22 protein-coding genes are annotated in these 24149 nt (G+C 65.3%); 9 read left to right on the forward strand and 13 right to left on the reverse strand.

The genetic code is table 11. The features are described 5' to 3' along the window. Positions 1-217 precede the first annotated feature (217 nt). Positions 218-1300, forward strand: a complete 1083-nt coding sequence (locus PQR02_RS22275; RefSeq protein WP_408235905.1) for an AI-2E family transporter — start codon at positions 218-220, stop codon at positions 1298-1300. An 82-nt stretch (positions 1301-1382) separates the two neighbouring features. Here PQR02_RS22275 and PQR02_RS22280 read toward each other — a convergent pair whose 3' ends face one another. Beyond that, positions 1383-2255 (reverse strand): alpha/beta hydrolase, encoded by an 873-nt coding sequence (locus tag PQR02_RS22280; RefSeq protein ID WP_408235908.1) that lies wholly within the window; start codon positions 2253-2255, stop codon positions 1383-1385. Between the two features lie 151 nt (positions 2256-2406). Continuing rightward, positions 2407-3516, reverse strand: a complete 1110-nt coding sequence (locus PQR02_RS22285; protein WP_408235911.1) for an OpgC domain-containing protein — start codon at positions 3514-3516, stop codon at positions 2407-2409. A 583-nt stretch (positions 3517-4099) separates the two neighbouring features. Between PQR02_RS22285 and PQR02_RS22290 the strand changes: the two genes are divergently transcribed. Both PQR02_RS22290 and PQR02_RS22295 read left to right on the forward strand, forming a co-directional pair. Continuing rightward, positions 4100-5260, forward strand: a complete 1161-nt coding sequence (locus PQR02_RS22290) for a porin (RefSeq protein ID WP_408235914.1) — start codon at positions 4100-4102, stop codon at positions 5258-5260. 169 nt (positions 5261-5429) lie between these two features. Next, positions 5430-6431: an aldo/keto reductase gene (locus tag PQR02_RS22295; protein WP_408235917.1), complete on the forward strand. Its 1002-nt coding sequence runs from the start codon at positions 5430-5432 to the stop codon at positions 6429-6431. A 177-nt stretch (positions 6432-6608) separates the two neighbouring features. Here the strand turns inward: PQR02_RS22295 and PQR02_RS22300 are convergent, their stop codons facing one another. Beyond that, complete coding sequence (locus PQR02_RS22300; protein WP_408235920.1) at positions 6609-6764, reverse strand: hypothetical protein; 156 nt, start codon at positions 6762-6764, stop codon at positions 6609-6611. A 238-nt stretch (positions 6765-7002) separates the two neighbouring features. Between PQR02_RS22300 and PQR02_RS22305 the strand changes: the two genes are divergently transcribed. Together PQR02_RS22305 and PQR02_RS22310 are read left to right on the forward strand one after the other, a co-directional pair. Next, positions 7003-7419, forward strand: a complete 417-nt coding sequence (locus PQR02_RS22305; protein WP_408235923.1) for a hypothetical protein — start codon at positions 7003-7005, stop codon at positions 7417-7419. Between the two features lie 609 nt (positions 7420-8028). After that, on the forward strand, positions 8029-8985 hold the full coding sequence (locus tag PQR02_RS22310) for a peptidoglycan DD-metalloendopeptidase family protein (RefSeq protein WP_408235926.1): 957 nt from the start codon (positions 8029-8031) through the stop codon (positions 8983-8985). Positions 8986-9002: 17 nt separating this feature from the next. Here the strand turns inward: PQR02_RS22310 and PQR02_RS22315 are convergent, their stop codons facing one another. Both PQR02_RS22315 and PQR02_RS22320 read right to left on the reverse strand, forming a co-directional pair. Then, positions 9003-9821, reverse strand: a complete 819-nt coding sequence (locus PQR02_RS22315; protein WP_408235929.1) for an alpha/beta fold hydrolase — start codon at positions 9819-9821, stop codon at positions 9003-9005. A gap of 389 nt (positions 9822-10210) precedes the next feature. Next, positions 10211-10609: a hypothetical protein gene (locus PQR02_RS22320; RefSeq protein ID WP_408236105.1), complete on the reverse strand. Its 399-nt coding sequence runs from the start codon at positions 10607-10609 to the stop codon at positions 10211-10213. 357 nt (positions 10610-10966) lie between these two features. Between PQR02_RS22320 and PQR02_RS22325 the strand changes: the two genes are divergently transcribed. The 3 genes from PQR02_RS22325 to PQR02_RS22335 are packed head-to-tail and all read left to right on the forward strand — an operon-like array spanning position 10967 to position 14979. Further along, the gene (locus PQR02_RS22325; RefSeq protein ID WP_408235932.1) at positions 10967-11422 is read left to right on the forward strand and encodes a (2Fe-2S)-binding protein; all 456 of its coding nucleotides are present in this window, start codon (positions 10967-10969) and stop codon (positions 11420-11422) included. Between the two features lies 1 nt (position 11423). Then, on the forward strand, positions 11424-13676 hold the full coding sequence (locus PQR02_RS22330) for a xanthine dehydrogenase family protein molybdopterin-binding subunit (protein ID WP_408235935.1): 2253 nt from the start codon (positions 11424-11426) through the stop codon (positions 13674-13676). Positions 13677-13689: 13 nt separating this feature from the next. Continuing rightward, positions 13690-14979 (forward strand): c-type cytochrome, encoded by a 1290-nt coding sequence (locus tag PQR02_RS22335; RefSeq protein ID WP_408235938.1) that lies wholly within the window; start codon positions 13690-13692, stop codon positions 14977-14979. A gap of 139 nt (positions 14980-15118) precedes the next feature. Here PQR02_RS22335 and PQR02_RS22340 read toward each other — a convergent pair whose 3' ends face one another. From PQR02_RS22340 to PQR02_RS22370, 7 genes are all read right to left on the reverse strand, one after another. Beyond that, positions 15119-15775 (reverse strand): amino acid ABC transporter permease, encoded by a 657-nt coding sequence (locus PQR02_RS22340; RefSeq protein ID WP_408235941.1) that lies wholly within the window; start codon positions 15773-15775, stop codon positions 15119-15121. A gap of 2 nt (positions 15776-15777) precedes the next feature. Continuing rightward, the gene (locus PQR02_RS22345) at positions 15778-16524 is read right to left on the reverse strand and encodes an amino acid ABC transporter permease (protein ID WP_408235944.1); all 747 of its coding nucleotides are present in this window, start codon (positions 16522-16524) and stop codon (positions 15778-15780) included. 41 nt (positions 16525-16565) lie between these two features. Beyond that, positions 16566-17390 (reverse strand): transporter substrate-binding domain-containing protein, encoded by an 825-nt coding sequence (locus tag PQR02_RS22350; protein WP_408235947.1) that lies wholly within the window; start codon positions 17388-17390, stop codon positions 16566-16568. A gap of 67 nt (positions 17391-17457) precedes the next feature. Next, positions 17458-18549 carry an ABC transporter ATP-binding protein gene (locus PQR02_RS22355; protein WP_408235950.1) on the reverse strand — a complete coding sequence of 364 codons (1092 nt, stop codon included), beginning with the start codon at positions 18547-18549 and terminating at the stop codon, positions 17458-17460. Between the two features lie 57 nt (positions 18550-18606). Further along, on the reverse strand, positions 18607-19509 hold the full coding sequence (locus tag PQR02_RS22360) for an ABC transporter permease (protein WP_408235953.1): 903 nt from the start codon (positions 19507-19509) through the stop codon (positions 18607-18609). Next, positions 19506-20477, reverse strand: a complete 972-nt coding sequence (locus PQR02_RS22365) for an ABC transporter permease (protein ID WP_408236108.1) — start codon at positions 20475-20477, stop codon at positions 19506-19508. Before PQR02_RS22365 ends, PQR02_RS22360 begins: the two co-directional genes overlap by 4 nt. Then, positions 20474-21568, reverse strand: coding sequence for an ABC transporter substrate-binding protein (locus PQR02_RS22370; RefSeq protein WP_408235956.1), 1095 nt, complete (start codon positions 21566-21568; stop codon positions 20474-20476). The genes PQR02_RS22365 and PQR02_RS22370 overlap by 4 nt, the downstream gene beginning before the upstream one ends. 547 nt (positions 21569-22115) lie before the next feature. On the opposite strand from PQR02_RS22370, the gene PQR02_RS22375 reads away from it, so the two are divergent. After that, positions 22116-23009 (forward strand): LysR substrate-binding domain-containing protein, encoded by an 894-nt coding sequence (locus PQR02_RS22375; protein WP_408235959.1) that lies wholly within the window; start codon positions 22116-22118, stop codon positions 23007-23009. Between the two features lie 41 nt (positions 23010-23050). Here the strand turns inward: PQR02_RS22375 and PQR02_RS22380 are convergent, their stop codons facing one another. After that, positions 23051-24133 carry a calcium:cation antiporter gene (locus PQR02_RS22380; protein WP_408235962.1) on the reverse strand — a complete coding sequence of 361 codons (1083 nt, stop codon included), beginning with the start codon at positions 24131-24133 and terminating at the stop codon, positions 23051-23053. Between the last annotated feature and the right edge of the window lie 16 nt (positions 24134-24149).

Raw genomic sequence — 24149 nt, forward strand, 5'->3', positions numbered from 1 at the left:
AATGACGGGGGTTATCGGTATTATTATGTAAATTTTTAATAGCGCGCATTTTTGCAACGCTGTGTTGTCCGCAGCGCGACGAAAGCGGCGTCTGCCAAGGCGGGGCGGCGCTTCCTTTAAGATATGGCTGTCGACGAACCGACCGTGCGCGCAAGTGTAGCGGGTTTGCCATTTTGCGGTCGGCTCGCCGCACCTCTCCAAAAAGACCAGAGATCACATGATTTCACGCCCACCCGAGAACCCCGCCGAACGGCCCAGCCCATCCGATCGCCTGAAAAAACAGCGGGCGGCCTCGCTCGTGCTGTACATCGGCCTGGTGCTGCTGGCGCTATGGGTCGTGCGCGATTTCATTGCGGTGGTCGCGTGGGCCGGCGTGGTCGCGATCGCGCTGTGGCCGCTGCTGCGCAAGGTCGAGCGCAACCGCTGGCTCACCGGCCGCACGACGCTGGTCGCCGCGCTGCTCACGCTCGCGATTGCGCTACTGGTGGTGCTGCCGGTCGGCGTCGGCATCGCCCAGGCGCTGCGCGAGGCGCACGACCTGAACGAGTGGTTCAAGGGCGCGCGGGAAAACGGTATCGCGATGCCGGAGTTCATCGAGCGTCTGCCGTTCGGCGCGCAGCAGGTTTCAGCGTGGTGGCAGGAAAACCTCGCCCAGCCGCTGCGCGATTCTGCGGCGATGAAGGGGCTGCACAGCACCACGGTGATGATGCTCGGCCGCCGCTTCGGGGCGCGCGCGCTGCATGCCGTGATGGTGTTCGTGTTCATGCTGGTCACGCTGTTCGTGATCTTCCAGGCGGGGCCGCGTTTGTCCGGCTCGCTGATCAAGGGGGTGCGGCGCGGCTTCGGCGACGACGGCGCCGAGCTGATACAACGGATGGCCGCGGCGGTGCGCGGCACGGTGTCGGGGCTGGTGGTGGTGGGGCTCGGCGAGGGGGCGCTGCTGGGCGTTGCCTATTTCGTGACGGGCTTGCCGCATGTCGCGCTGCTCGGCTTCGTCACCGCGATTGCCGCGATGCTGCCGTTCTGCGCGCCGATCACGTTCGGCCTCGCCGCGTTGTGGCTGCTTGCGCAAGGCTCGGTTGCGGCCGCCGTCGGGCTGGCCGTGTTCGGCTCGGTGGTGGTGTTCGTCGCCGAGCACTTCGTGCGGCCGGTGCTGATCGGCAACTCGACGCGGCTGCCGTTCCTGCTCGTGCTGTTCGGCATTCTCGGCGGGGCCGAGACGTTCGGGCTGCTCGGCATCTTCGTCGGCCCCGCGCTGATGACGGTGCTGATGGTGCTGTGGACCGATCTCGTGCGTTAGGCGGACGGTTCTTTCATGCGGATTTCACGCGCACGTCGCGCGCGTTGCGAATGCCGGCTGCGCATTTCGTGCGTCCGTCCGCTCATGGCCGCTGATTCGACGGATGCTCCAGCGCCGGCGGCTTCACGCAGCCCAGCGTGTATTTCAACGCGGCGGGCAGCAGCGCGCTCCAGACATCCCAGGTGTGGCCGCCGCCGATGATGCGCAGCGCCGCCGGATTGCCCGCCAGCCGTAGATGCGTGTACAGCGTGGACGCGTCGGCCTGGATCGCGAGGTCGTCGTCGCCCGAGGCGATGAACATCGGCAGGCGATACGGCCGGCTCATGTAACGGTCCCACTGCGCCGGATAGTTGAGCTCGTGCCAGATACGCGGATCGAACTGCCGGTCGCCGAACACGCCGACATGGCGCGCGGCCGACTCGCGCGGCGGCTCGTTCGCGTAGATCGCGGGGCTCAGCAGCAGCGCGCCGCAGAACAGCTGCGGTTGCGTCAGCGCGTAGCGCAGCGCGCCGAAGCCGCCCATCGACACACCGCCGATCATCCTGCCGCCACGCTGCGTCGACACCGCGTAGTGCGCCTCGATGTCGGGCAACAGATCGTCGAAGAACGCAGTCTCCATCTTCTCCTTGCGGTCGACGTACCAGTCCGTGCCGCCTTGCGGCATCACGATCGCCACGGGCGGGATGTCCTTGCGCCCGATCAGCGCGTCGGCGGTGCTTTGCAGGTGGCCCTGGGTGAGCCAGTCGTTGGCGTCGCCGTTGTTGCCGTGCAGGAGATAGAGCACCGGGATGCGCGCGCCGTCCTGGTGATAACCGGTCGGCAGATAGATCGTGTAGTTCCAGTCGCGCCCGAGCGCCTCGGAATGGAAGCTGCGGCTGATGACGGTGCTGGCGAACGCCGGCGCGTTGACGGGGAGCGCTAGCAGCACGAGTGCGGAATGTAGGAATAAACGCATGTCACGGTAGTAGGCTGACGCGGAGCTTGCGCGCGGCCGTCATGCTATCAGCATCGGCGTGAATTTGAGGCGATTGGGCTGCGGCGGATGGGGGGCTGTCAGCGCGTATGAGCTGCGCTTGCCGCTCACCGCCTGCCGCTCGCCACGCCGTTCAGGGCGACGTCCCAAGCCGCGCGCCGACGACGCGCCCCACGAAACGCTTGAGCGGCTCCACGCCTAGCGCGACGACCAGCAGCGCGCCGACCGCGATCGCGTCGGCGAGCAGCCCGAGCGGGTAGTTCAGATAGCCGTCGGTGGCCGCATACAGCACCGAGTCGACCACCAGCGAGATCACGGCGCCGGCGATGAAGCACAGCAAGCCTTTACGCCCGATCACCCCGATCCACGGCAGCCATTGCGCGAGCTTCTTCGCCCAGCCGAGCTGGATCAGATTCGCGACCAGCCACGCGATGGCGAGGAAGTTGCCCACCCGCAGGTAGGACAGATTCTGCTTCATGCTGCTGGCCAGCGGCCCATGTTCGATAACGAGCTTGAAATAAGCCGCCGCGACCACCACCGCGAACGCCAGCACACTGACGACCCAGCCGCGCCGGTGCGCGCTCACGCGCTGATAGACCGGCTGGCAGCGCGCGAGCACGCCGAGCACGAACAACAGTTGCCACGCGAACGGGTTGAAGTCCCAGTGCATGTCGGGCGCGGCGGGCAGATAGGCGTCGATGATCGGCGCGCCGGCCCACAGCGCGACGCTGCCGGCCAGCAGCAGCCACGGCTTGCTGCGCGCGAGCGGCAGGATCATCGGCACCAGCAGCGCGAAGAATGCGTACATCGGCAGCACGGAGGCCAGATAGGGCTGGCGGCGCAACAGCAGGATGTCGCGCAGCGCGGCGAGCGGCGTGGTCATCAGATCGTCGAGATCGGTGGTCGCGAGATTCGGCCCGTCGATGCTGAACGCGCTCAGCACCGCGCTGACCAGCAGCATCAGCCCGGCGGTGACGAGGAACGCGCGATAGATTTCCAGCGAGCGCCGCAGGAACCGGCTGCGCGCGATCGTCTCGTCGCGCCGCTCGGCGAGCGCCGTATAGGCCGTCGCGGTGGCGAAGCCGCCGAGGAACACGAAGACTTCGGCGGCATCGCACAACGCGTACGCGTGCAGCGTGACGCGCGACAGAATGCTGCCGCCGATGTGGTCGACGACGATGATCAGCAGGACCAGTCCGCGGAAAAAGTCCAGCTCGACCAGACGGGAAGACGATTGTTGCATTGTTTGCGCCAAAAGCAGCCCGTGCGACGGCGCGCTGATGCAGCGCGGCAGGCGTCTCACAAGGCTTTTGAAATTGGATGGGGTGCTGCGGCGGGTCCAGGACCCATTCGGCCCGCTGGCCGATGCGCCGCGTTCGACCGGCCTCGCGAGGCGCGGTGTCAGGGGGCAGTAAAAAGGACCCTTGCGAAGGTACGGGAGTTCCGCTGCGCTGCCGCAAAAGCCGCCGATTATATTTCTTTCTGTCACAAAGCGGCGGCGGACCGTGCAGGGCGTCGACGTGGCGACGCGCGCCGCCGGATGCGCGCCCTGGCCGGCGATGCCGCCTACCTGAACACGCGTCTGGAAAAAAGAGGCAGTCGCGCGAAGTGGAGATTTCGCAACATTTTAATCGATGCTCACGTCCCCCAATGGACGGCCAGCGAACGGCGTGTGAGGATTTCCTAAAGCGCGGCGGGGACTGAGAGCGGCATGCCGAAGCGCCGGTTACGAGCAGAGATACGAAGAAGCAAAAAGAAGCGCAAAGAAGCGAAAAGCAAAGCGGCCAGATCGAGTGGTCCCATGACTCGAGTGCAGGGAGATCTTCATGAACAAGCAAGTGTTCGCGCTGGCTGTCTCCACCGCTGTGTCTGCCACTTTTGCCACACCCGCCAACGCGCAGACGAGCGTCACGCTATACGGCGTGATCGACGAAGGGATCAACTACACGAATAACGTCGGCCGCGGCCATGTGTACGAACTGGCGAGCGGCTTCGCGCAAGGCAGCCGCTGGGGCCTGAAGGGCGATGAGGAACTCGGCGGCGGCCTGAAAGCGATCTTCCAGCTCGAGAACGGTTTCGACCTGAATTCGGGGCGGCTCGGGCAGGGCGGGCGGATGTTCGGCCGTCAGGCGTTCGTCGGCTTGAGTTCGGCGTCGTACGGCACGCTGACCTTCGGCCGCCAGTACGATTCGGTGGTCGACTATCTGGCGCAGACCACGGCCAACGGCAACTGGGCCGGTACGCTGTTCTCCCATCCGCTCGACAACGACAACACCGACAACACGTTCCGCCTCGACAACACGGTCAAGTACACCAGCCCCTCGATCTCCGGCTTCCAGTTCGGCGGCACCTACAGCTTCAGCAACGACACGGGCTTCGCGAACAATCGCGCGTACAGCATTGGCGGCCAGTACGCGTATGCCGGTTTGCTGGTGGCGGCCGCGTATCTGCAGGCCGACAATCCCGGCAACGGCGCGAACGGTGCGATCACCGCCAACGACGCCGGTTTCATCGCCGCGCGCATGCGTGTGTTCGGCGGCGGCATCACCTATACCTTCGGCCCGGCGACGGCGGGCTTCGTCTACAGCAACTCGAACTATCTGAACCCGACCGGCAACGGCTATCTCGGCATCACGCCGCTCGTGCCGCCGGGCGTGCTGCTGAACTCGCTGAAGTACCAGAACTTCGAGGTCAACGGCAAATACCAGATTTCGCCGGTGCTATTCGTTGGCGCGCAGTACGTGTACACGATGGAGACCTACGACGCTTCGAACGGCGGCGTGAAGCCGCACATCCACTCGTTCGGCCTGATGGCGGACTACAACCTGTCCAAGCGCACCGACGTCTATATTCAGGGCGAATATCAGCAGGTGACGGGCGATCAGACTTTCTCGATTCTCGACTTCGCGTTCACCCCCGGCACCCAGGCGCCGTCATCGACCAACAAGCAGGTCGTGGTGCGCGCGGCGATCCGGCATAAGTTCTAGGGGCGCTGCGCAGCGGTGGTCCATTGCCGGCATCCATGGCGGCACGCCGCCGCGGTTCCGACCGGCCGAACAGCTTTCTTCCCGCGTCCGCGAGGCGCAGAATGCCGTTCGGGCGTGGCCTGTCCCGCGCCTTCCTCGACGCAAGCCAACGACCTTGGGAATGCACGCCATGAATACACGTCAACTGGGCCGCCAGGGCCCGCGAGTTTCCGCCATCGGCCTCGGCTGCATGGGCATGTCCGATCTCTACGGACCAGCCGACCGCGACGAAAGCATCGCCACGATTCACGCGGCGCTCGACGCCGGTATCACGCTGCTCGACACCGGTGACTTTTATGGGATGGGTCATAACGAAATGCTGATTCGCGACGCGCTGCAAGGACGCCAGCGCGAAAACGTCGTGATCAGCGTGAAATTCGGCGGGCTGCGCGATGCGGCGGGCGCCTGGATCGGCCTGGATACGCGGCCGGTGGCCGTGCGCAATTTTCTCGCTTATACGCTGCGGCGGCTTGGCACGGATTACATCGATATCTACCGGCCCGCGCGGCTCGATCCGGCGGTGCCGATCGAAGAGACCGTCGGTGCGATCGCCGATCTCGTGAAAGCCGGCTACGTGCGGCAGATCGGCCTGTCGGAAGTGGGCGTGCAGACGCTGCGCCGCGCGCAGACGGTCGCACCGGTCGCCGATCTGCAGATCGAATACTCGCTGATGTCGCGCGGCATCGAAGCCGCGATCCTGCCGGTGTGCCGCGAACTCGGCATTGGCGTGACGGCTTACGGCGTGCTGTCGCGTGGCTTGCTGAGCGGCACGTGGTCGAAAGAGCGTGGCGCGCAGAAGGATTTCCGCAGCGTCAGCCCGCGCTTCCAGGGCGAGAATCTCGAACGCAACCTCGCGCTGGTCGACGCGCTGCGTTCGATTGCCGATGCCCGTGGCACCAACCCGGCGCAACTGGCGATTGCGTGGGCGTTCTCGCGTGGCGAGGACATCGTGCCGCTGGTCGGCGCGCGTCGCCGCACACAGTTGACCGACGCACTGGCCGCCGCCGAACTGGCGTTGAGCGCCGAGGAACTCGCGCGCATCGAAGCGGCGATTCCGCCGGATGCCGTGGCCGGCACGCGCTACAACGAAGTGCAGATGGCGCATCTGGACAGCGAGCACGACGGGCATTGAGCGAGCAGTTGCCCTGGCGCTTTTGACGCGTAGCAGGTTGCGGCAACTGCGCGGTGAGTTCACCACGAAGCTCTGAACCAGAAGGCCGGCTATCACACCGCCGGAATGCCGAACGTTCTGCCGCGCAGAGTGTCGCTCAGGTCCTCGTCGAGCACGAAGCCGCAGCGGTGCTCGCTGCTAGACGGTCTTGTAGGCCAAAAGTTTCGCATCGACCATGACGAGAGAAACGAGCGCAATCGCGACGAGCTGGTGCAGCGCATTCAGCGTTGCGATGGACGGATAAAATTCGCCGGCATTGCAGACCCGCATCACATTTTCTTTGGGCTGCGCCACGAATCAGACCTATCCGAAAGACGAGTGCGAAGCTTTCCATAAGTGTCGCGTACGCGCCGGCTCGCCCAGCGCGTGCGCCGCTCATCCTGCTCACTGAATTCGCGTACTGAACTCCCATGCGATGGCTCCATCAAACGGTATCGCGCCGATGCCGCCCGGTGTCGCGCGTCAGGTTCGCCGTAAGCAAGCCACGTCAATGAGCACGTCAATGAGCCACGCTTCTTTTCACGGAGACTTCATGAACAATCGCGCCACGCAGATTCTTCCACATCATCGTTATGTTCATTCGCTGGGCGCACCGCTCGCCTGTGTGCAAGGCACGATCAGCAAGGTGTTCGCAGGCCCTGAAAACCACCACGGCGCCAATCATCAGCACTTCGTCATCAAGATCGACAAGGTGCTGAAGTTCGAAGGCGGCACGCAGAATCTGGTAGGCACCGAGGTATTCGTCGCCGTGCGTTTCGGCGACAACGAAGGACTCGCGCAGGAAATCCCCGGCCTCCAGGCAGGCCAGCCAATCGAGGCGCAAGGCGAATACATTCCCGAAGCCAGCGCCTATCCCACCGCCGACAATTCCAATCCCGTTCTGCCAGTGCTGCACTTCACCCATCATCCGGTGGGCTATGTGAAGTACGAGGGGCAGTACTACAGCTAGGCCGCAGTCTGCTCGGTTCGGACGGCCGCCTGCCCGCAAGCGCGGCCCGCCCGGCTGTCCGTCCACCGCTCGCCGTTGCTTGCGACAAGCGTCATTCAAGTTCCGGCGCCGATCTGCCGATAAAACAACCGGAATCGTCCGTTCGCGATGCTCGCGCATGCACGCGCTCACGCGCGTTCTCGCGGATCGGGGCGCGACTCGGCGCGCGCATTTCCACGCAATCAGCCAGTGATGCCAGGAGTCGCACAACAGGCCCCTGAACGGGGTCTGCGCGGCTCCTACACGTTGCATTTGCAACGATGTTTGCGGACAGGCGCAAGATTTGTATCAGAGTGTGTGAGGCTGCGCGTTTTCAGTAAAACGCACTTTACAATTCCGCTGAATTTTTAATCGGCAAACGGGCTCTTTTTGCCGAAGTCCGGTGGTCGCGAGACACCGGGCGCCGGGGATCCGGCAAGTGCTAAAGGGGTGGATAGTCGGCAGGGCATTGGATGAGTGCCGCACGAGGCGGCCTCGCCGTGTCGAAGGAGTCCGCGGCATCATCGCGCGACTCGCATGCGACATCGCGGCATCCGGCCCGCCTATGAATAACGCAGGAGTCGGACAAAGATGGGAAAGCGCTTCGACAGAACGATGATGGCCAGTCTGACCGGCGTGTGGGTCGCACTGGCGATGAGCGGGTGCGCGAACGTGGGGCAGCAGGACGCGCAGAGTGGCGCGGCGGCGAATCCGGCGGCTGCCTCCGGCGTGCCGGCGGCGAGCGTGCCGGCTGCCGATCACGCGGCGGCGGGCAAGCAGTTGTCGATCGGCGCCGACGAAGGCACGCCGCTCGCGAAAGCGCCGCCGCTCGTCTATCGCGTCAAACGTGGCGACACGCTGGCGCGTATCGCGCAGCGTCATCATTGCAGCGTCAAACAGCTGCAAGCGTGGAACGGATTGAAGGGATCGTCGCGGCTGAAGTTGGGGCAAGTGCTGCATGTCGCGTCGCCGGAAACGGTGCGGGCAGTGAATGCCGCCAACGCAGCCGCCTCCAAGGCAGCGGCGGCTTCCGCGCCGGCCGCTTCGCTCGCGGCGCAGCAGGCGTCATCATCATCATCGGCAGCGGTGGCGACGGTCCCGGCACAATCCGCAGCGGCGATGCCCACGGCCGAAGAGGCACGCGAAGTCACGCAGCGGACCATGCGGCATGCGAACGGCATGGCGCTGGCCTGGCCGGCGGGCGGCCGTGTGGTCGAAGCGTTCCAGCCGGGCGAAACGCGCGGCATCGAAATCGGCGGCAAGCCGGGTGATCCAGTGCGGGCCGCCGCCGACGGCAAGGTGATGTACGCCGGCACGGGTCTGAACAGCTATGGCAGTCTGATCATCGTGCAGCACAACAAGGACTTTCTGACTGCCTACTCGCATAACCGCAAGCTGCTGGTGAAGATCGGCGACATCGTTCGGCAAGGACAGCAGATCGCGGAGATGGGCGACGAAAACAACTCGCGCGTGTCGGTGGGCTTCGAGCTGCGGCACGACGGCAAGCCGGTCAATCCGCTGCCGTATCTGCCGCAAGGGCGCGGCTAGTCACGCACCGTTTGCCGTCAATCGAACCACCGCAGCGCCGCGGCGACGATCGCTTCCGGCGCATCTTCCTGCATCAGATGGCCGGCGTTCGGCACCGCCTGAAAGCGCGCTGCGGGAATCGCGGCAGCCAGCTCGCGGCCGCGTTCGAGCGCAATCCACTGATCCTGTTCGCCCCACAAAATCTGCACCGGGCAACGCAGGTGCGGGTAGCGCGCCTGAACCGCGTCGGTGTAGCGTTGGTCCATCTGCGCGATCTGCCGGTAGAACGCGGCTTGACCGGTGGCGCCAAGCCAGGGTGTGACATACGGCGCAAGCTCGGCATCCGCCATCTCGCGGGCGATCGCGCCGCGCACGTACGCTTTGACCACCGCTTCATGAATATAAGGCGGCAGTCCGGCGAACGCGTCGCCATGTTCGCGCACATGCCGCACGAATGGCGAACCCCACGGCGCGAGCGCCACCGGATCGATCAGCGTGAGACTGCGGTACTCGCAGCCGTCGAGCAGATGCGCGCGTAACGAGGTCGCGCCACCGAAGTCATGCGCGATGACATCCGGGCTCGCCAGCTTCCAGTGCGCTAGCAGTTCCGCTAGCAATACATTCTGAATGCCGAGCGAAACGTCCTGTCCGTCGCGCCGCTCCGACTGGCCGTAGCCGAGCAGATCGTAGTAATACACGGTGCGCACCGGCGCGAGATGCGCGGCGATCCGATGCCACACGTACGAAGAGAACGGTGTGCCGTGAACCAGCACCAGCGGCGGACCGTTGCCGGTCACGTTGTAGCGCACGGTTTGAGTGCGGAACGTATAGCTTTCGGGGAGTGGCCAGGCTTGCATGGCGGTGAGCATTCGCAATGAAGTCCGCTTACCTTAGCAGGACTGCGCGTTGCGTGCTGCGCGGCGTTTCGTAGGCGGCGTTCGAGGGGCATGCAACCTCTCCCGCAGAAGCTCACCTTTGTTTTAGTGAGCAAAACCAGGCAAATTCGGAAACGGGGCGATTGAATGGGCGGCTCGATGGCGCGCGTCACCCGCACTGTTGCGAGTCGGAGATAAATTGGCCTGAAATACAGTGCTTTTTACGTCGTCTACCGCAGACAAGCCTGGTAATCGAGCCGCCGCAAGCGAGTGCGGTGTATGAAGAGCGTTGCCCGGTCGCTCAGAATCCTGCGTTCCGAACGGTGAGGAAATCCGGGAGCGGGCCGCGCAAGCACCGCCGCGCTCGGCACTTACTTCGTCTGAACGGCGCGCAACAGTTGCGACACCTGGCCGTGCTGATGCAGGATCGCCGGGTCGGCCTGCAACAACGGCAGATAGCGCGGCAAAAACATATTGTGCGGCAGATCGGGCGAGAAAAGACCGGTGACGGCTTCGGCTGCGGCGAGCCGGTCGGCGGCGTCGGCTTCCTTGTCGTCGAGGATTTCGTCGACGTTCGCAATGACCGTTGAAAGCGGCGTGAGCCAGCGGAAACCCGAACCGTTGATCAGCACCTGCAAAAAAGCGGCGGGCGTCACCGGACCGAATTCTTTCTCATACATCGCGCGTTCGTGATCGAGGATGGCCTTGTGCAGCGCCAGCAACGGCCTGCGAATGTCCGACAGGAATTGGGTGCATTGCTGGTCGTTCATCGTGCTGCTCCTTCGGAGTGTCTGGCCGGTCGAGCCGGGCAAGTGGCTCGCGTCGATGCGGCGATGGTAACGCATGAATCGAATTCCGTTTGAACCTTATATGAGACAGGCGGCGGCAGCGTCTGCCGCGCGAAGCGGCCGCGCGCCCCCTTCACGGCAGACTTCCTTTTCCACGGCTACAATTTGCCGGTCACTTTCGGCACATGCACGCCGCGCATCATGCGCCGTTGCAACCGCAGTCCATGCGCCGCGCGGATTAGTTTGCCAAGTCGAACAAACACAGCGAGTTTTTCCATTCCTGTTCGACTTTCTCTGCATAAACACCTCACCAACAATAAATCCCACCCGGAGCCGCTTATGACAACGCTCAACATCAACGGTCAGACCCATACCGTCGACGCGCCGCCCGACATGCCCCTGTTGTGGGTGTTGCGCGATCTCGTCGGCCTGACCGGCACCAAGTTCGGTTGCGGCATCGCTCAATGCGGCGCATGCACCGTGCATCTCGATGGCGTCGCGGTGCGCTCGTGCGTGTTCCCGGCGGCGGCGGTCGGCGACAGGAAAGTCATCACGATCGAAGCGGTCGGCGGCACGCCCGCGGGGCAGAAGGTGCAGCAGGCCTGGCGCGAACTGGACGTCGTGCAATGCGGCTACTGTCAGTCGGGGCAGGTGATGTCGGCGGCATCGCTGCTCGCCAGCAATCCCAATCCCACCGATGCGGACATCGACGCGGCAATGGCCGGCAACATCTGCCGCTGTGGGACGTACAACCGGATCCGCGTGGCGATCAGGCAAGCCGCGAAGGGAGTCTGACATGTCCCAGGGACTGCTCGATGCACAGAACGGCGCGCAGCCGTCGAAAGAGGACACAGGCGGTGCGGGTACCCTTTCGCGCCGCGCCTTTCTGAAATTCAGCGTCACGGTCGGCGCGGCAGCCGGCGGCGGCTTGCTGCTCGGCTTCAGCATGCCGGCCGCGAGTCAGGATCAGAAGACCGGCAAATCGGTGATCGGCGGCGACGCGGTCGAAGCGCCGCAAAGCGGCGTGTTCGCGCCGAACGCGTTCATCCAGATCGACACCGCGAGCAAGGTCACGCTGGTGATTCCGAAGGTCGAGATGGGCCAGGGCGTCTATACGTCGATCCCGATGCTGATCGCCGAAGAGCTCGAAGTGCCGCTCGACGCGGTCACGCTCGACCACGCGCCGCCCAACGAAAAGCTCTTCATGGACCCGCTGCTCGGCGGCCAGCTGACCGGCGGGTCGACCTCGATCCGCTTTGCATGGGAGCCGATGCGCCGCGCCGGCGCCACGGCTCGCATGATGCTGATCAACGCGGCCGCGCAGCAATGGCAGGTCGATCCGGCGAGCTGTCATGCGCAGGGCGGGCAGGTGATCCACGGGGCCAGCAATCGCAGCATCGGCTACGGTCAACTGGTGGAGGCCGCGGCCACGCTGCCCGCGCCACAGAACGTGCCGCTAAAGGACCCGAAGGATTTCAAACTGATCGGCACCCCGGTGAAACGCCTCGATTCGCCGGAGAAAGTGGACGGCACCGCGCTATTCGGACTGGACGTGCGCGTGCCCGGGATGGTCTACGCGGCGATCGCGAATTGCCCGGTGTTCGGCGGCACGCTCGCGAGCGTCGACGATACCAACGCGAAGAAAATCCCCGGCGTGCGCCAGGTCGTCAAGCTCGACAACGCGGTCGCGGTAATCGGCGACCACACGTGGGCCGCGAAGCGCGGCGTGCAGGCGCTCGACATCAAGTGGAACGAAGGCGCGGGCGCACAGATTTCGATGCAGCAGATCGTCGACGATCTCGCCCATGCTTCGCAGCGCAAGGGCGCAGTCGCGCGCAAGGAAGGCGACGTCGGCCAGGCGTTTGCCAACGCGAAGTCGCGCGTGGACGCCGTGTATCAGCAGCCGTTCCTCGCGCACGCGACGATGGAGCCGGTCAACTGCACGGTGCACGTGCGCGCCGACGGCTGCGAAATCTGGCTCGGCTCGCAAGTGCCGACGCGCGTGGTGGATGCCGCGGTGGCGGTCACGGGCCTGCCCGCCGAAAAGATCGTCGTGCATAACCACCTGATTGGCGGCGGGTTCGGGCGGCGGCTCGAATTCGACATGGTCACGCAGGCGGTCAAGGTCGGCAAGCAGGTGTCGTCGCCGGTGAAGGTGGTGTGGACGCGCGAGGAAGACATCCAGCACGACATGTACCGGCCGTACTACTACGACCGGATTTCCGCCGGGCTCGACGCGAACGGCAAGCCGGTCGCGTGGCAGCATCGGATCGTCGGTTCGTCGATCCTCGCGCGCTTCGCGCCGCCCGCGTTCAAGAACGGGCTCGACCCCGACGCCGTGGAGGTGGCCTCGGACCTGCCGTACGACCTGCCGAACCAGTTGATCGACTACGTGCGCCAGGAACCGCATGCGGTGCCCACCGCATTCTGGCGCGGGGTGGGGCCGACGCGCGGCACCTTCGTGGTGGAGAGCTTCGTCGACGAACTCGCCGCGCAGGCGAAGATCGATCCGGTCAAATACCGGCAAGACCTGCTGGGGAAAACCCCGCGCGCGCGGAATGTGCTGAACACCGCCACGCAGGCCGCGACCTGGGGCAGCGCGTTGCCGCAAGGACAAGGGCGCGGCGTATCGGTGATGCACGCCTTCGGCAGCTTCTTCGCGATCGTCGTCGAGGTCGCGGTCGATCAGGGCGAGGTCGCGGTCAAGCGCGTCTTATGCGCGGTCGACTGCGGGATGGTGGTCAATCCGAACACGATCGAAGCACAGGTGCAAGGCGGCATCATCTTCGGCATCACGGCGGCGCTCTACAGCGAGATCACGATCAAGGACGGCCGCGTCGAGCAGAACAACTTCACGGACTACCGGATGCTGCGCATCAATCAGACGCCGCCGATCGACGTGCATATCGTGAAGAGCAGCGAGGCGCCCGGCGGCATCGGCGAGCCCGGCACGGCGGCGCTTGCGCCCGCGTTGACCAACGCGATCTACGCGGCCACCGGCAAGCGGCTGCGGCAATTGCCGGTCGGCAGCCAGTTGAAAACCGCGTGACGGGAGCCCGGACATGAAAAACACACTGAAGGGTTTCGGCGCGGCTTTGTGCGTGGCGCTGCCGTTCATCGGACAGGCGCCGGTTCATGCGGCCGCGCAGGCGGACCCGGCGCTGGTGCAACGTGGCGCGTATCTGGCGAAAGTCGGCGATTGCGTCGCCTGTCACACGGCGCCGAAGGGCAAGCCGTTCGCGGGCGGCCTGCCGATGAATACGCCGATGGGCCAGATCTACACCACCAACATCACACCCGATTCGCGGACCGGCATCGGCGGCTACACGGAACAGGACTTCGCGCGGGCAATGCGCGAAGGCGTCGCGAAAGACGGCCACAACCTGTACCCGGCGATGCCGTATCCGTCCTACGCGAAAATCAACGACGACGACATGAAAGCGCTGTACGCGTTTTTCATGAGCGGCGTCGCGCCGGTGCAGCAGGCGAACCGCGAGCCGGACATCAAATGGCCGTTGAACCTGCGCTGGCCGCTGAAGTCCTGGAATATGGCGTTTCTGGAGAAGGGCGTCTATCAGGACAAGCCGGGCAAGGATGCCGCATGGAATCGCGGCGCGTATCTGATTCAGGGGCTCGGGCACTGCGGGTCGTGCCATACGCCGCGCGGCATCGGGTTCCAGGAGAAGGCGCTCGATGAAAGCGGCAGCGCGTTTCTCACCGGCGGCGTGCTCGACGGCTGGTTCGCGGCGAATCTGACCGGCGCGCACAATGTCGGGCTGGGCCGCTGGAACGATCAGGACTTGCAGGCGTTCCTGAAGACCGGCGCGAATCGCCATGCGTCGGCGTTCGGCTCGATGACCAGCGCGATCAACAACAGCACGCAGCACATGAGCGACGCCGACATCGCAGCAATGACAACCTATCTGAAGTCATTGCCGCCGGCGGGCGGCAGCGGCGCGCCGCCTTATACGTTCGATCCGCAGGCGACCAAAATCTCGTTGAACCGTCCCGCGAACGATGCCGGCGCGCGCGTCTATACGGCCTATTGCATGCACTGTCACGGTGTCGACGGCCGTGGCTTCGCGCCGATGCTCGCGCCGTTGGCCGGCAATCCGAATGTGCTGGAGCAGGACCCGTCGTCGTTGATCAACGTCACGCTGAACGGCACGGAGGACCTCGTGGTCGGCGGTGTGCCCGCGCCGTATCCGATGCCGAAGTTCGCGCCGGTGCTCGACGACCAGCAGATCGCCGACGTGCTCACCTTCGTGCGGGCCGGCTGGAACAACGGCGCGCCGGCGGTGACCGCGGCTGACGTGGCGAAGCTGCGCAAGTCGACGCAGGCGGCGCGTTAGGCATCGGGCGTTAGTGCGGTGCTATCCGGCAGTGCAAAAAAAGCGCAAGACCCGGTGCAAAAAAAACGGCAACCGTGCATAACGCGGTTGCCGCTTTTACAGATGCGCGTGCCGAGGACAACTCGCGCACGCCACGTCCTCAGCGATGCTGCCCGACCTTCTGCCGCTTTTCGAGCACCCGGGCGTACCACGTCAACGGGAAGCACATCGCGAAATACATCATCGCGACCATCCCGTAGATCGGAAACGGACGGAACGCGGCGTTGGTGATCATCGTGCCGGTCTTGGTCAGTTCGGTGAAGCCGATGATCGACGCGAGCGCCGTGCTTTTCACCACCTGCACGAGAAAGCCGACCGTCGGCGCGACGGCGATCTTCAGCGCCTGCGGCCACACGATGTAGCGCAACTGCTGGCTGAACGTCATGCCGAGGCTCGCGCCCGCGGCCCACTGCCCGCGCGGCACCGCTTCGACGCAGCCGCGCCAGATGTCGACCAGATACGCGCTCGTATAGAGCGTCAACGTGACGGTCGCCGCGACCCACGGCGACACGTCGACCCCGAGCAGCGGCAAACCGAAGAACGCAAGAAACAGCTGCATCAGGAGCGGCGTGCCCTGAAACACTTCCACATACAGCACGACGATGCGGCGCAGCCACGCAACCGGCGACACGCGCATCGCGAGCAGCAGCAGCCCGACCACACCGCCGCCGACGAACGCGATCAACGACAGCAGCACCGTCCAGCGGGCGGCGAGCAACAGATTGCGGGCGATGTCCCACAGCGTGAATTCGATCATGATCAGCGCTCCGTCGGCAGGGTGCGCGCGCCGCGCCACATCAGGCGGCTGCGCCAGTTGCGCGGCGCGCTGTCGTTGCCGCGCGCGACCCGGCCCGCGAACAGGCCGCGCCCGAAGCGGTTGAGGATCTGCCGCAACACGATCGACATCAGCAGATAGGTCGCGGTGATGATCAGGTAACTCTCGAACGAGCGGAAGTTGCGCGACTGGATGAAGTTGGCCGCATAGGTCAGATCGGGCACCGAGATCTGCGACACCACCGCCGAGCCGAGCATCACGATCAACACCTGGCTCAACAGCGCGGGAAACACGTTGGCGATCGCCTGCGGCAGCACGACGTGGCGGAACACCTGCCGTCCATGCAGGCCGAGCGCCTGCGCCGCCTGGACCTGGCCGCGCGGAATCGAATCGATGCCGGCGCGCACGATCTCGATCGCATACGCGCCGAGGTTGACGGTCATCGCGAGGATCGCGGCCTGAATTTCGTCGATATGGATGCCGAGGCTCGGCAAGCCGAAGAACACGAAGAACAGCTGCACGATGAACGGCGTGTTGCGGATCAATTCCACATAGCTTGCCACCACCCAGCGCGCCCATTTCGGCCCGGCCACCGCGATGCTCGCGCCGCCGATCCCGACGAGGCCGCCGAGCACCGTGGAGACCGCGGTGAGCCCAAGGGTCACGGCGAGGCCGCGCACGAGCATCCCCGCATAGAGGCCGAAGCCGCTGAAATCGAACGCATAGGTCATGGCGTCGCGCTCATCGTGAGGTCAAACTCCGCGCAAAAAAATCAAAGATCCGCGGGCAGCGGCGCGCGCAGCCATTTCTGCGAAATCGCGTTCATCGTGCCGTCCTTGCGGGCCTTGGCAATCGTTTCGTCGACTTTCTGTTTCAGGCGCGGCTCGTTCTTGTTCAGGCCGACGTGATCCGGCGAGCTGAACAGCGAGAACTTCTGCTCCGGATCGTTCGCCGGATGACGCGCGAGAATCGTGGCGCCGACGTCGTTGCCGACTACCATCAACTGTACCTGACCAGAAAGAAACGCCGAAATTGCGCCGTTCGGATCGTCGAAACGTTTGATGTTGGCGGAGGGCGGCGCGATCTTCGTGACGCTCAGGTCTTCCAGCGTGCCGCGCGCGACCGAGATCGACTTGCCGGCGAGGTCGGCGGCGTTCTTCACGGGCAGCGACTTCGGGCCGAACACGGCGAGGTAGTAGGGCGCGTAAGGCTGCGAGAAGTCGATCACCTTTTCGCGCTCCGGCGTCTGACCGACCGACAGCAGCATGTCCGCCTTGTGGTCGGCGAGGTAGGCCATGCGGTTGTCGCCCGTGACCTGCACGAGTTCGACCTTCGCGTTGAGGGCCTTGCCGATCAGATTGGCGACGTCGATGTCGTAGCCCATCGGCTTCATGTCCGGACCGATCGAGCCGAACGGCGGATAGTCCTCGAACACGCCGATGCGCACCGTGCCCGACTTCGCGATGTTGTCGAGCGCATCGGCATGCGCGGCCGACGGCAATGCGCAGAGTGCGCCGGCGCCGGTGAAGGCAAGCGCGGCGGCGAGCGTGGCGAACACGCGGCGGATCTGCGAGTGAGCAACGGCGCGCTGATTCATGATGGGTCCTCTGTCGAAAGCGTTGGAATTGGAATGGGTTGCGGTAAGCGGAATCGAGGGGCGGCGCTCAATGCGTGGAACGCGCCGCGATCAGCTTGCACGCGTGCGGCGGCAATTCCGCGAGCACCGGCATGCCGAGCGTGAGCCCCGGCGTTTCGCGCGGCGTGGTCGCGGCGGTCAGCGTGAAGCCCGCGCAGTCGATCGTCGCTTCGAGCGACGCGCCCACGTCGCGAATGAACGTGACGGTGCCGGCGAGCCGGTTCGGTCCGGCTGCGCCGGCGGCCGCCGACGCTGTCGCCGCGGTCTTCACGCAGATGTCTTCCGGCCGGATCAGCAAGCGGATCGCGGTGCTGGACTGCGGCACGCGCGTGCTTTGCGCGAGCGCGATGCGCCGGCCGCCCGGCAAGCTCACGCCGCCACCGCCATCGTACGTGACGGGGAGGATATTGCCGAGGCCGATGAAGTCGGCGACGAACTCGCTGACCGGATCGCGATAGATGTCGAGCGGCTTGCCGACCTGCGCGATGCGGCCTTTCTCCATCACGACGATTTCATCGGCCATCGTCATCGCTTCGCGCTGGTCGTGCGTGACCATGATCGTCGTGATGCCCAGACGCTGTTGCAGCAGGCGGATTTCCACCTGCATGGCTTCGCGCAGCTTGGCGTCGAGCGCGGAAAGCGGCTCGTCGAGCAGCAGCAGTTTCGGCTGCGACGCGATCGCGCGCGCAATCGCCACGCGCTGGCGCTGGCCGCCCGAGAGTTGCGTGACGGGCCGGTTCGCCATATGCGGCAACTGGATCAGCTCGAGCAGCTCGGCGACGCGGCGCGTCTGCTGCGCCTTCGGGGTCTTGCGCACCTTCAGCGGATACGCGACGTTCTGCGCAACCGTCATGTGCGGAAACAGCGCGAGCGACTGGAACACCATGCCGAAGTCGCGCTGATTGGCCGGCAAGCGCGTGATGTCGCGGCCGGCGAAATGGATGCTGCCCGCAGTGGGCGTTTCGAGGCCGGCGATCATCCGCAGCAGCGTGGTCTTGCCGCAGCCGGACGGGCCGAGAAAGCACACCAGCTTGCCGTCGGGAACGCTCAGATCGACGCTGTCGACAGCATGCGCCGCGCCGAAGCGGCGGCTCACGGCCTGCAAGGTCAGATGGGTCATCGGATGCTCCAGCAAAGTGAGGTCATGCGCGCGCCGTGGGTGAAATGAGCGGCGCGCTCAAAGTGCGACCCCTTCGTCGCCGATCAGCTTTTCGAGCAGCCAGATCAGCGCGAAGTCGATCACGACGATGACGACGGCGAAACAGAACACGGTCGGATCGAGCGAGGACACCGTGCGGCTGTAGAGCCACACCGGCAGCGTCATCGTATCGATGCCGTACAGGAAGAAGGTCACCGTGAACTCGTTGAACGACACGATGAACGCGAACAGCATGCCGGCGAGAATGCCTGGGCGCATCAGCGGCAGAATCACGTCGACGAGCGCGCGGCCGGGGCTTGCACCCATCACGCAGGCGGCTTCCTCGAACTCCGGGCCGATCGACGCAACCGACGCCGCGCAATTTTTCACCGTGAACGGCAGCGCCAGAATCACATGCGCGATGATCAGGCGGAACACGCCGAGTTCGACCGGCAGCACGTTGAACACCAGCAGCAGCGACAGGCCGAGCATCACCAGCGGATAAACGAGCGGCAGCGCGACCAGTTGTTCGACCGCGGGCTTGCCGAGAAAGCGGTAGCGGCTCAACGCATAGGCGGCGGGCACCGAGACGAGGGTGGCGATCAGCATCGTCGAGAGCGCGACGACGAGACTCGTGGTCAGCGCGGCGCCCATCGACAGCGAGTCGCTCGCATCCGGCGACACGAAGCTGTGCCACGCGGCGCGATACCAATGCAGGCTGTACGCGTGCGGCGGAAATTCGAGCGTGTCGGCCGCGCTGAACGACATCGTGATCATCGTGAGGATGGGCAGCGCGGCGAGGAACAGCACGATCGCGGCGAACAGCGCGGTGGCGCGGCCGAGCTGGCCGGGCATGGTGTTCGGCAGACGCGGCAGCAACGGAAAACGCGGCAGGCGTGGCGAGCGTCCCGGCAAACGCGGGGTGGGAAGCGGCGTGCTCATGCGTGGGGCTCCTCGGCGAGACGCTGCGTGCGGCGCACGAGGCGCTGCGAAACCGCCATCACGGCGAGCGTGGCGATCATCAGAACGACACCCGATGCAGACGCCGCCGGCCAGTTGAGCAACGGCGCGACCTGATCGTGGACCAGCACGGCGAGCATCGGCACGCGCCGTCCGCCGAGCAGCAGGGGCACGGCGAACGCGCTCGCGTTGTACGCGAACACCAGCAGGGCGCCCGACACGAGGCCCGGCATCGCGAGCGGCAACAACACGTGGCGCAGCGTTTGCCAGCGGGTCGCGCCGAGCGTCGCGGCGGCTTCTTCATAAGCGAGCGAGACGGCGCGCATCGCGCTGGAAAGCGGCAGCACGGCGAGCGGAAACGCGGTCTGGATCAGGCCGAGCAACACACCATGCTCGCGATACAGCCACATCACCGGACGCTCTACGAGACCGCTCGCGAGCAACGCGTGATTGAGCAGTCCGGCCGGCCCGAGAATGATCAGCCAGCCGTAGCCTTGCAGCAGCAGATTGACGAGCAGCGGCAGCAGGACGCCGGCGAGCAGCAGCCGGCGCGCGAGCCGCGATTTCGTGCGCGCCATGGCCAGCGCGACGGGAATCGCCAGCACGACCGCGCAGATCATGCTTTGAAACGCGAGCCGCAACGTGAGCCACAACGATTTGATGAAGTAGCCGTCGAGCAGGTCCGCGTAGTTTTGCAGCGTGAAGCCGCGCCATTCGTTGCCCGGCGTGCCGAAGCTCATGCGCAGCACGACCAGCGCGGCCGCGCCGAGCAACGCGAGAAACAGCAGGATCGGCGTGAGCAGCAGCCACGGCCGGGCCTTCGCCAACGCGCTGGCGGCGGGTTGGTCCGGCGGCGTGCCGGGCGCCGCGTCCCACTCAGCCTGCGGCTTCGACTCCGGCTCCGGCGCCGCCGAAGCACGCCGCGAAAAGCGCGCGAGCATCGCCGTCATGCCGAGAAGATTTCGGTGTAGCGCTTGATCCATGCCGGTTGCACGACGGCGAGCGCCTTGTCGTCGTGCAGCACGGCTTTCTCGGCGATCTGCTGCGGGCTCGGCACGAACGCGCGGCTGGCGGCGGGAATCACCGCCTTCGAATTGACCGGGCCGTTCAGCACGTCGGCGGCCATGCGGCCTTGCACGCCCGCGTCGAGCGAGTGATTGATGAACGCGTGGATCAGATCGCTGTCGCCCGGATGCGATTTGGGGATCACCGTGAACATCAGCTGCGTCGCAAAGCCTTCCTTCATCCCGTAGGTCACGGCCATCTTGTACTCGGGCTTGCGGATCTGGTCGGGGAAAAAGGCCGGCGAATAGATGCCGCCGATATCGAGGGAGCCGGTGCGGAACAGGTCGGCCACCTGGTTCGGGTTCTCGCCGAGCGTCATCACATGGTCTTTCAGCTGCATCAGCTTCTTGAAACCCGGCTCGATGTTCTGCTGCGAGCCGCCGTTCATCTTCGCGGCAATGATCGCGAGGTCCACCGCTTCGGCCCACTCGGGCGGCGGCAGGAACACGCGGCCGGCGTACTTCGGGTCCCACAGCGCTTCATATGACGTCGGCGCGTTCTTGACCGTCGCCGTGTTGTAGATCAAACCGTCCGACCACAGCAGATAGCCGACGCCGAAGCCGTTCGCGCCGGTGCGGTATTGCGGCGCGACGTCCTTGAGGTTAGGCAGCTTGTCGAGATCGGGCTTCATCAGCAGACCCGCGTCGCCGAGACCCGCCGCGCCGACGCCGGCCAGCGTGATCACGTCGTAGGTCGGGCGCTCGCCCGCGGCCTTGAGTTTGGCGACCATGCCGGAGGTGCCGTCGGCGCGATCGGCGATCACCTTGGCGCCGGTCTTCGCCGTGAAGGTGGCGGCGATATTGCGCAGCGCGGCCGCGCCGGTGTCGTCCGACCAGGTCAGGAGGCGCAGCGTCTTGCCGCTGAAGTTCTGTTCCTGGGCGCGCAAGCTGATGAACGGCATCGGCAGCGTGGACGCCGCCAGCGCCGTGCCGATCGTTTTGATGACCTGCCTTCTGGTCCGTTTGATGTCTTGCATGGCGGTCTCCTGTGATGAACGCCTGTTGCCTGGTGAGATTCGCTAGTGACCGCTGCCGCTGCGCCGCTGACTTGCGTTGCCGTGCGTGGCCGGTTTGCCTGCTGTTTGCCCGGATGCGCCGCGTTGATGCACTCTAGGTTTGCCAAAATCCCTCAACAAACGAAATATGCGCATGGGCGGCATGACGTAAGCTCATGCTTCGATGCATGAGCGACGGGCGGTGCCGGCGCCGTTCGTCCGGCGGGAGCGCCGATTCAGTGGCGCATACGGGTTAACGTCCATGCCTGGCGCGCCGGAACGATCGTCACCGAGCCATGAGGAAAGCTCGGTTCTGGTGCGGCGGACGCAGCGTTTCGCCCCGCGCCGGTGCGAAAAGGCTCGCGGACCCGCTGTCCGTACGGCGCACCATGAGCCGAATGCATGCCGGATTGCGTATTCGCCTCTCGTGCGGCTATTTCGGATCGCGTATCCTGTGGGCCTGGCGGGCGTATCGGCGATTCGCGCCGCGCTGCCAGCGCAATGACTTTTTCTGATTCTGGATATCCCGATGCGACGCCTTCCGCCGCTCAATGCGCTGCAGATTTTCGAAACCGTCGCGCGTCATCGCAGCTTTACGCGCGCCGCCGATCACTTGTGCCTGACGCAAGGCGCAGTGAGCCGGCAGATCATCGCGCTCGAGGACTACTACAAGTTCCCGCTCTTCAGACGGCACGCGAAAGGCCTGACGCTGACCGCCGAAGGCGAGATGCTGCTGCCCGCGGTCAAGGAGAGCTTTGCCCGCATCGAGGAGATTTCGCTGCGTCTGACCCGGCAACGCACCGATCTCGCGCTGAAGGTCCCGACCTGTGTGATGCGCTGGATGCTGCCGAAAATCATGCGTTTCCAGGGCGAATATCCCGATCTGCACGTGCAGATCACGACGACCTGGCAGCATGCCGTCGACTTCCAGAGCGAGCCGTTCGACGCCGCGATCATCTACGCGTCGTCGCCGGGTGCGGACGTGCAGACCGTGCCGTTGTTCGAAGAGCGTCTAACGCCGGTATGCGCGCCCGAGCTGCTGAAGGATAAGCCGCTTGCGCAGGTGGCGGACCTCGCGCGCCATACGCTGCTGCATCCCACGCGCGATCATCGCGACTGGAAGATGTGGCTCGCCAAGGTGGGCGAGGCGGATGGCGCCGACGCCGCCACGATCGACGCCGAACACGGCCCGAGCTTCGATACGCTCGACATGGCGACCAACGCCGCGTTGCAGGGCTTCGGCGTCGCGATCAGCGACCTTGCGCTGATCGACGAGGATGTCGCGGCGCGGCGCCTGGTGCGGCCGTTCGATACCGTGCTCAAAACCGGCTGGCGCTATTACTTCGTCTATCCGGACTCGGTCGCGCATCAGCAGAAGCTGAACCTGTTCCGCGACTGGATCGCGGCGCATTGGCAGGAGTAGAGCGGCGCGGAGCAGCGGCAGGCAGCGCGCCGGCCACTGCTTCAGGGCGCGAACGACAGGAACAGATAGGCCGCGAACAGCGACAGATGCACGGCGCCTTGCAGAATCGTCGTGCGTCCGGTGCTGAGCGTGAGCGTGCCGACCACCAGCGTCAGCGCCAGCAGCACGGTCTCCTTGCCGGTGATGCCGAGCACGAGCGGCTGCCCCGTGTACAGGAACACGCCGGCAACGGTTGGAATGGTGAGGCCGATACTGGCCAGCGCCGAGCCAAGCGCGAGATTCAGGCTGTTCTGCAAGCGGTCGGCGCGCGCCGCGCGCACGGCGGCAAGGCCTTCGGGCAACAGCACCAGCGCGGCAATGATGATCCCGACCACCGCCGGCGGCGCGCCCGCATTCTGCACCGCGGTTTCCACGACCGGCGACAGCACCTTCGCGAGCAGCACCACGGCGACGAGGCACACCAGCAGCAGCACGCCGCTCAGGAGCGCGAGGCCGGCGCTCGGCGGCGCGGCGTGCACGTCTTCGTCGGGCACGCCGGCGAGGAAGTAATCGCGATGGCGCACGGTCTGCACGAACACGAATACGCAATAGAGCACCAGCGACGAGAATCCGGCGAACGCCAGCTGCGACGCCGACAGGATCGGACCGACGCTGGTGGTCGTGTAGTTCGGCATGACGAGCGTCAGCACGGACAAGGATGCGAGCACGGCCAGCGCGGCGGCCGCGCCGCGGCTCTGGAAGTCCTGCTCCAGGTGGCGGATGCCGCCCACCAGCAGGCAAAGACCGACGATCCCGTTGCACACGATCATCACTGCCGCGAACACGGTGTCGCGCGCGAGGCCGGCCTTCTCGGGGCCGGAGGACAGCATCACCGACACGATCAGCGCGACTTCGATGACGGTCACCGCCACGGCCAGCACCAGCGTGCCGAACGGCTCGCCGACGCGATGCGCGACGACCTCCGCGTGGTGCACCGCTGTGAACACCGCAGCGCATAGCGCCACGCCGATCACCGCGAGCAGCAGCGCATTGCCCGGCATCGCATACGCGGCGCCGAGCACTAGCCAGGCGATAAAGGGCGCGATCAGGGTCCAGCGGGGCAGGACAGGCGTGGGTGCGGTCATGCGGGCTTCCTTTAAA

The sequence above is a fragment of the Paraburkholderia sediminicola genome (genome assembly GCF_046026895.1).
Taxonomy (GTDB): Bacteria; Pseudomonadota; Gammaproteobacteria; order Burkholderiales; family Burkholderiaceae; genus Paraburkholderia; species Paraburkholderia sediminicola_C.

Coding starts and splice junctions, on each gene's coding strand:
- PQR02_RS22275 (WP_408235905.1), top strand. CDS start 218: ATGATTTCACGCCCACCCGAGAACCCCGCCGAACGGCCCAGCCCATCC.
- PQR02_RS22280 (WP_408235908.1), bottom strand. CDS start 2,255: ATGCGTTTATTCCTACATTCCGCACTCGTGCTGCTAGCGCTCCCCGTC.
- PQR02_RS22285 (WP_408235911.1), bottom strand. CDS start 3,516: ATGCAACAATCGTCTTCCCGTCTGGTCGAGCTGGACTTTTTCCGCGGA.
- PQR02_RS22290 (WP_408235914.1), top strand. CDS start 4,100: ATGAACAAGCAAGTGTTCGCGCTGGCTGTCTCCACCGCTGTGTCTGCC.
- PQR02_RS22295 (WP_408235917.1), top strand. CDS start 5,430: ATGAATACACGTCAACTGGGCCGCCAGGGCCCGCGAGTTTCCGCCATC.
- PQR02_RS22305 (WP_408235923.1), top strand. CDS start 7,003: ATGAACAATCGCGCCACGCAGATTCTTCCACATCATCGTTATGTTCAT.
- PQR02_RS22310 (WP_408235926.1), top strand. CDS start 8,029: ATGGGAAAGCGCTTCGACAGAACGATGATGGCCAGTCTGACCGGCGTG.
- PQR02_RS22315 (WP_408235929.1), bottom strand. CDS start 9,821: ATGCAAGCCTGGCCACTCCCCGAAAGCTATACGTTCCGCACTCAAACC.
- PQR02_RS22320 (WP_408236105.1), bottom strand. CDS start 10,609: ATGAACGACCAGCAATGCACCCAATTCCTGTCGGACATTCGCAGGCCG.
- PQR02_RS22325 (WP_408235932.1), top strand. CDS start 10,967: ATGACAACGCTCAACATCAACGGTCAGACCCATACCGTCGACGCGCCG.
- PQR02_RS22330 (WP_408235935.1), top strand. CDS start 11,424: ATGTCCCAGGGACTGCTCGATGCACAGAACGGCGCGCAGCCGTCGAAA.
- PQR02_RS22335 (WP_408235938.1), top strand. CDS start 13,690: ATGAAAAACACACTGAAGGGTTTCGGCGCGGCTTTGTGCGTGGCGCTG.
- PQR02_RS22340 (WP_408235941.1), bottom strand. CDS start 15,775: ATGATCGAATTCACGCTGTGGGACATCGCCCGCAATCTGTTGCTCGCC.
- PQR02_RS22345 (WP_408235944.1), bottom strand. CDS start 16,524: ATGACCTATGCGTTCGATTTCAGCGGCTTCGGCCTCTATGCGGGGATG.
- PQR02_RS22350 (WP_408235947.1), bottom strand. CDS start 17,390: ATGAATCAGCGCGCCGTTGCTCACTCGCAGATCCGCCGCGTGTTCGCC.
- PQR02_RS22355 (WP_408235950.1), bottom strand. CDS start 18,549: ATGACCCATCTGACCTTGCAGGCCGTGAGCCGCCGCTTCGGCGCGGCG.
- PQR02_RS22360 (WP_408235953.1), bottom strand. CDS start 19,509: ATGAGCACGCCGCTTCCCACCCCGCGTTTGCCGGGACGCTCGCCACGC.
- PQR02_RS22365 (WP_408236108.1), bottom strand. CDS start 20,477: ATGACGGCGATGCTCGCGCGCTTTTCGCGGCGTGCTTCGGCGGCGCCG.
- PQR02_RS22370 (WP_408235956.1), bottom strand. CDS start 21,568: ATGCAAGACATCAAACGGACCAGAAGGCAGGTCATCAAAACGATCGGC.
- PQR02_RS22375 (WP_408235959.1), top strand. CDS start 22,116: ATGCGACGCCTTCCGCCGCTCAATGCGCTGCAGATTTTCGAAACCGTC.
- PQR02_RS22380 (WP_408235962.1), bottom strand. CDS start 24,133: ATGACCGCACCCACGCCTGTCCTGCCCCGCTGGACCCTGATCGCGCCC.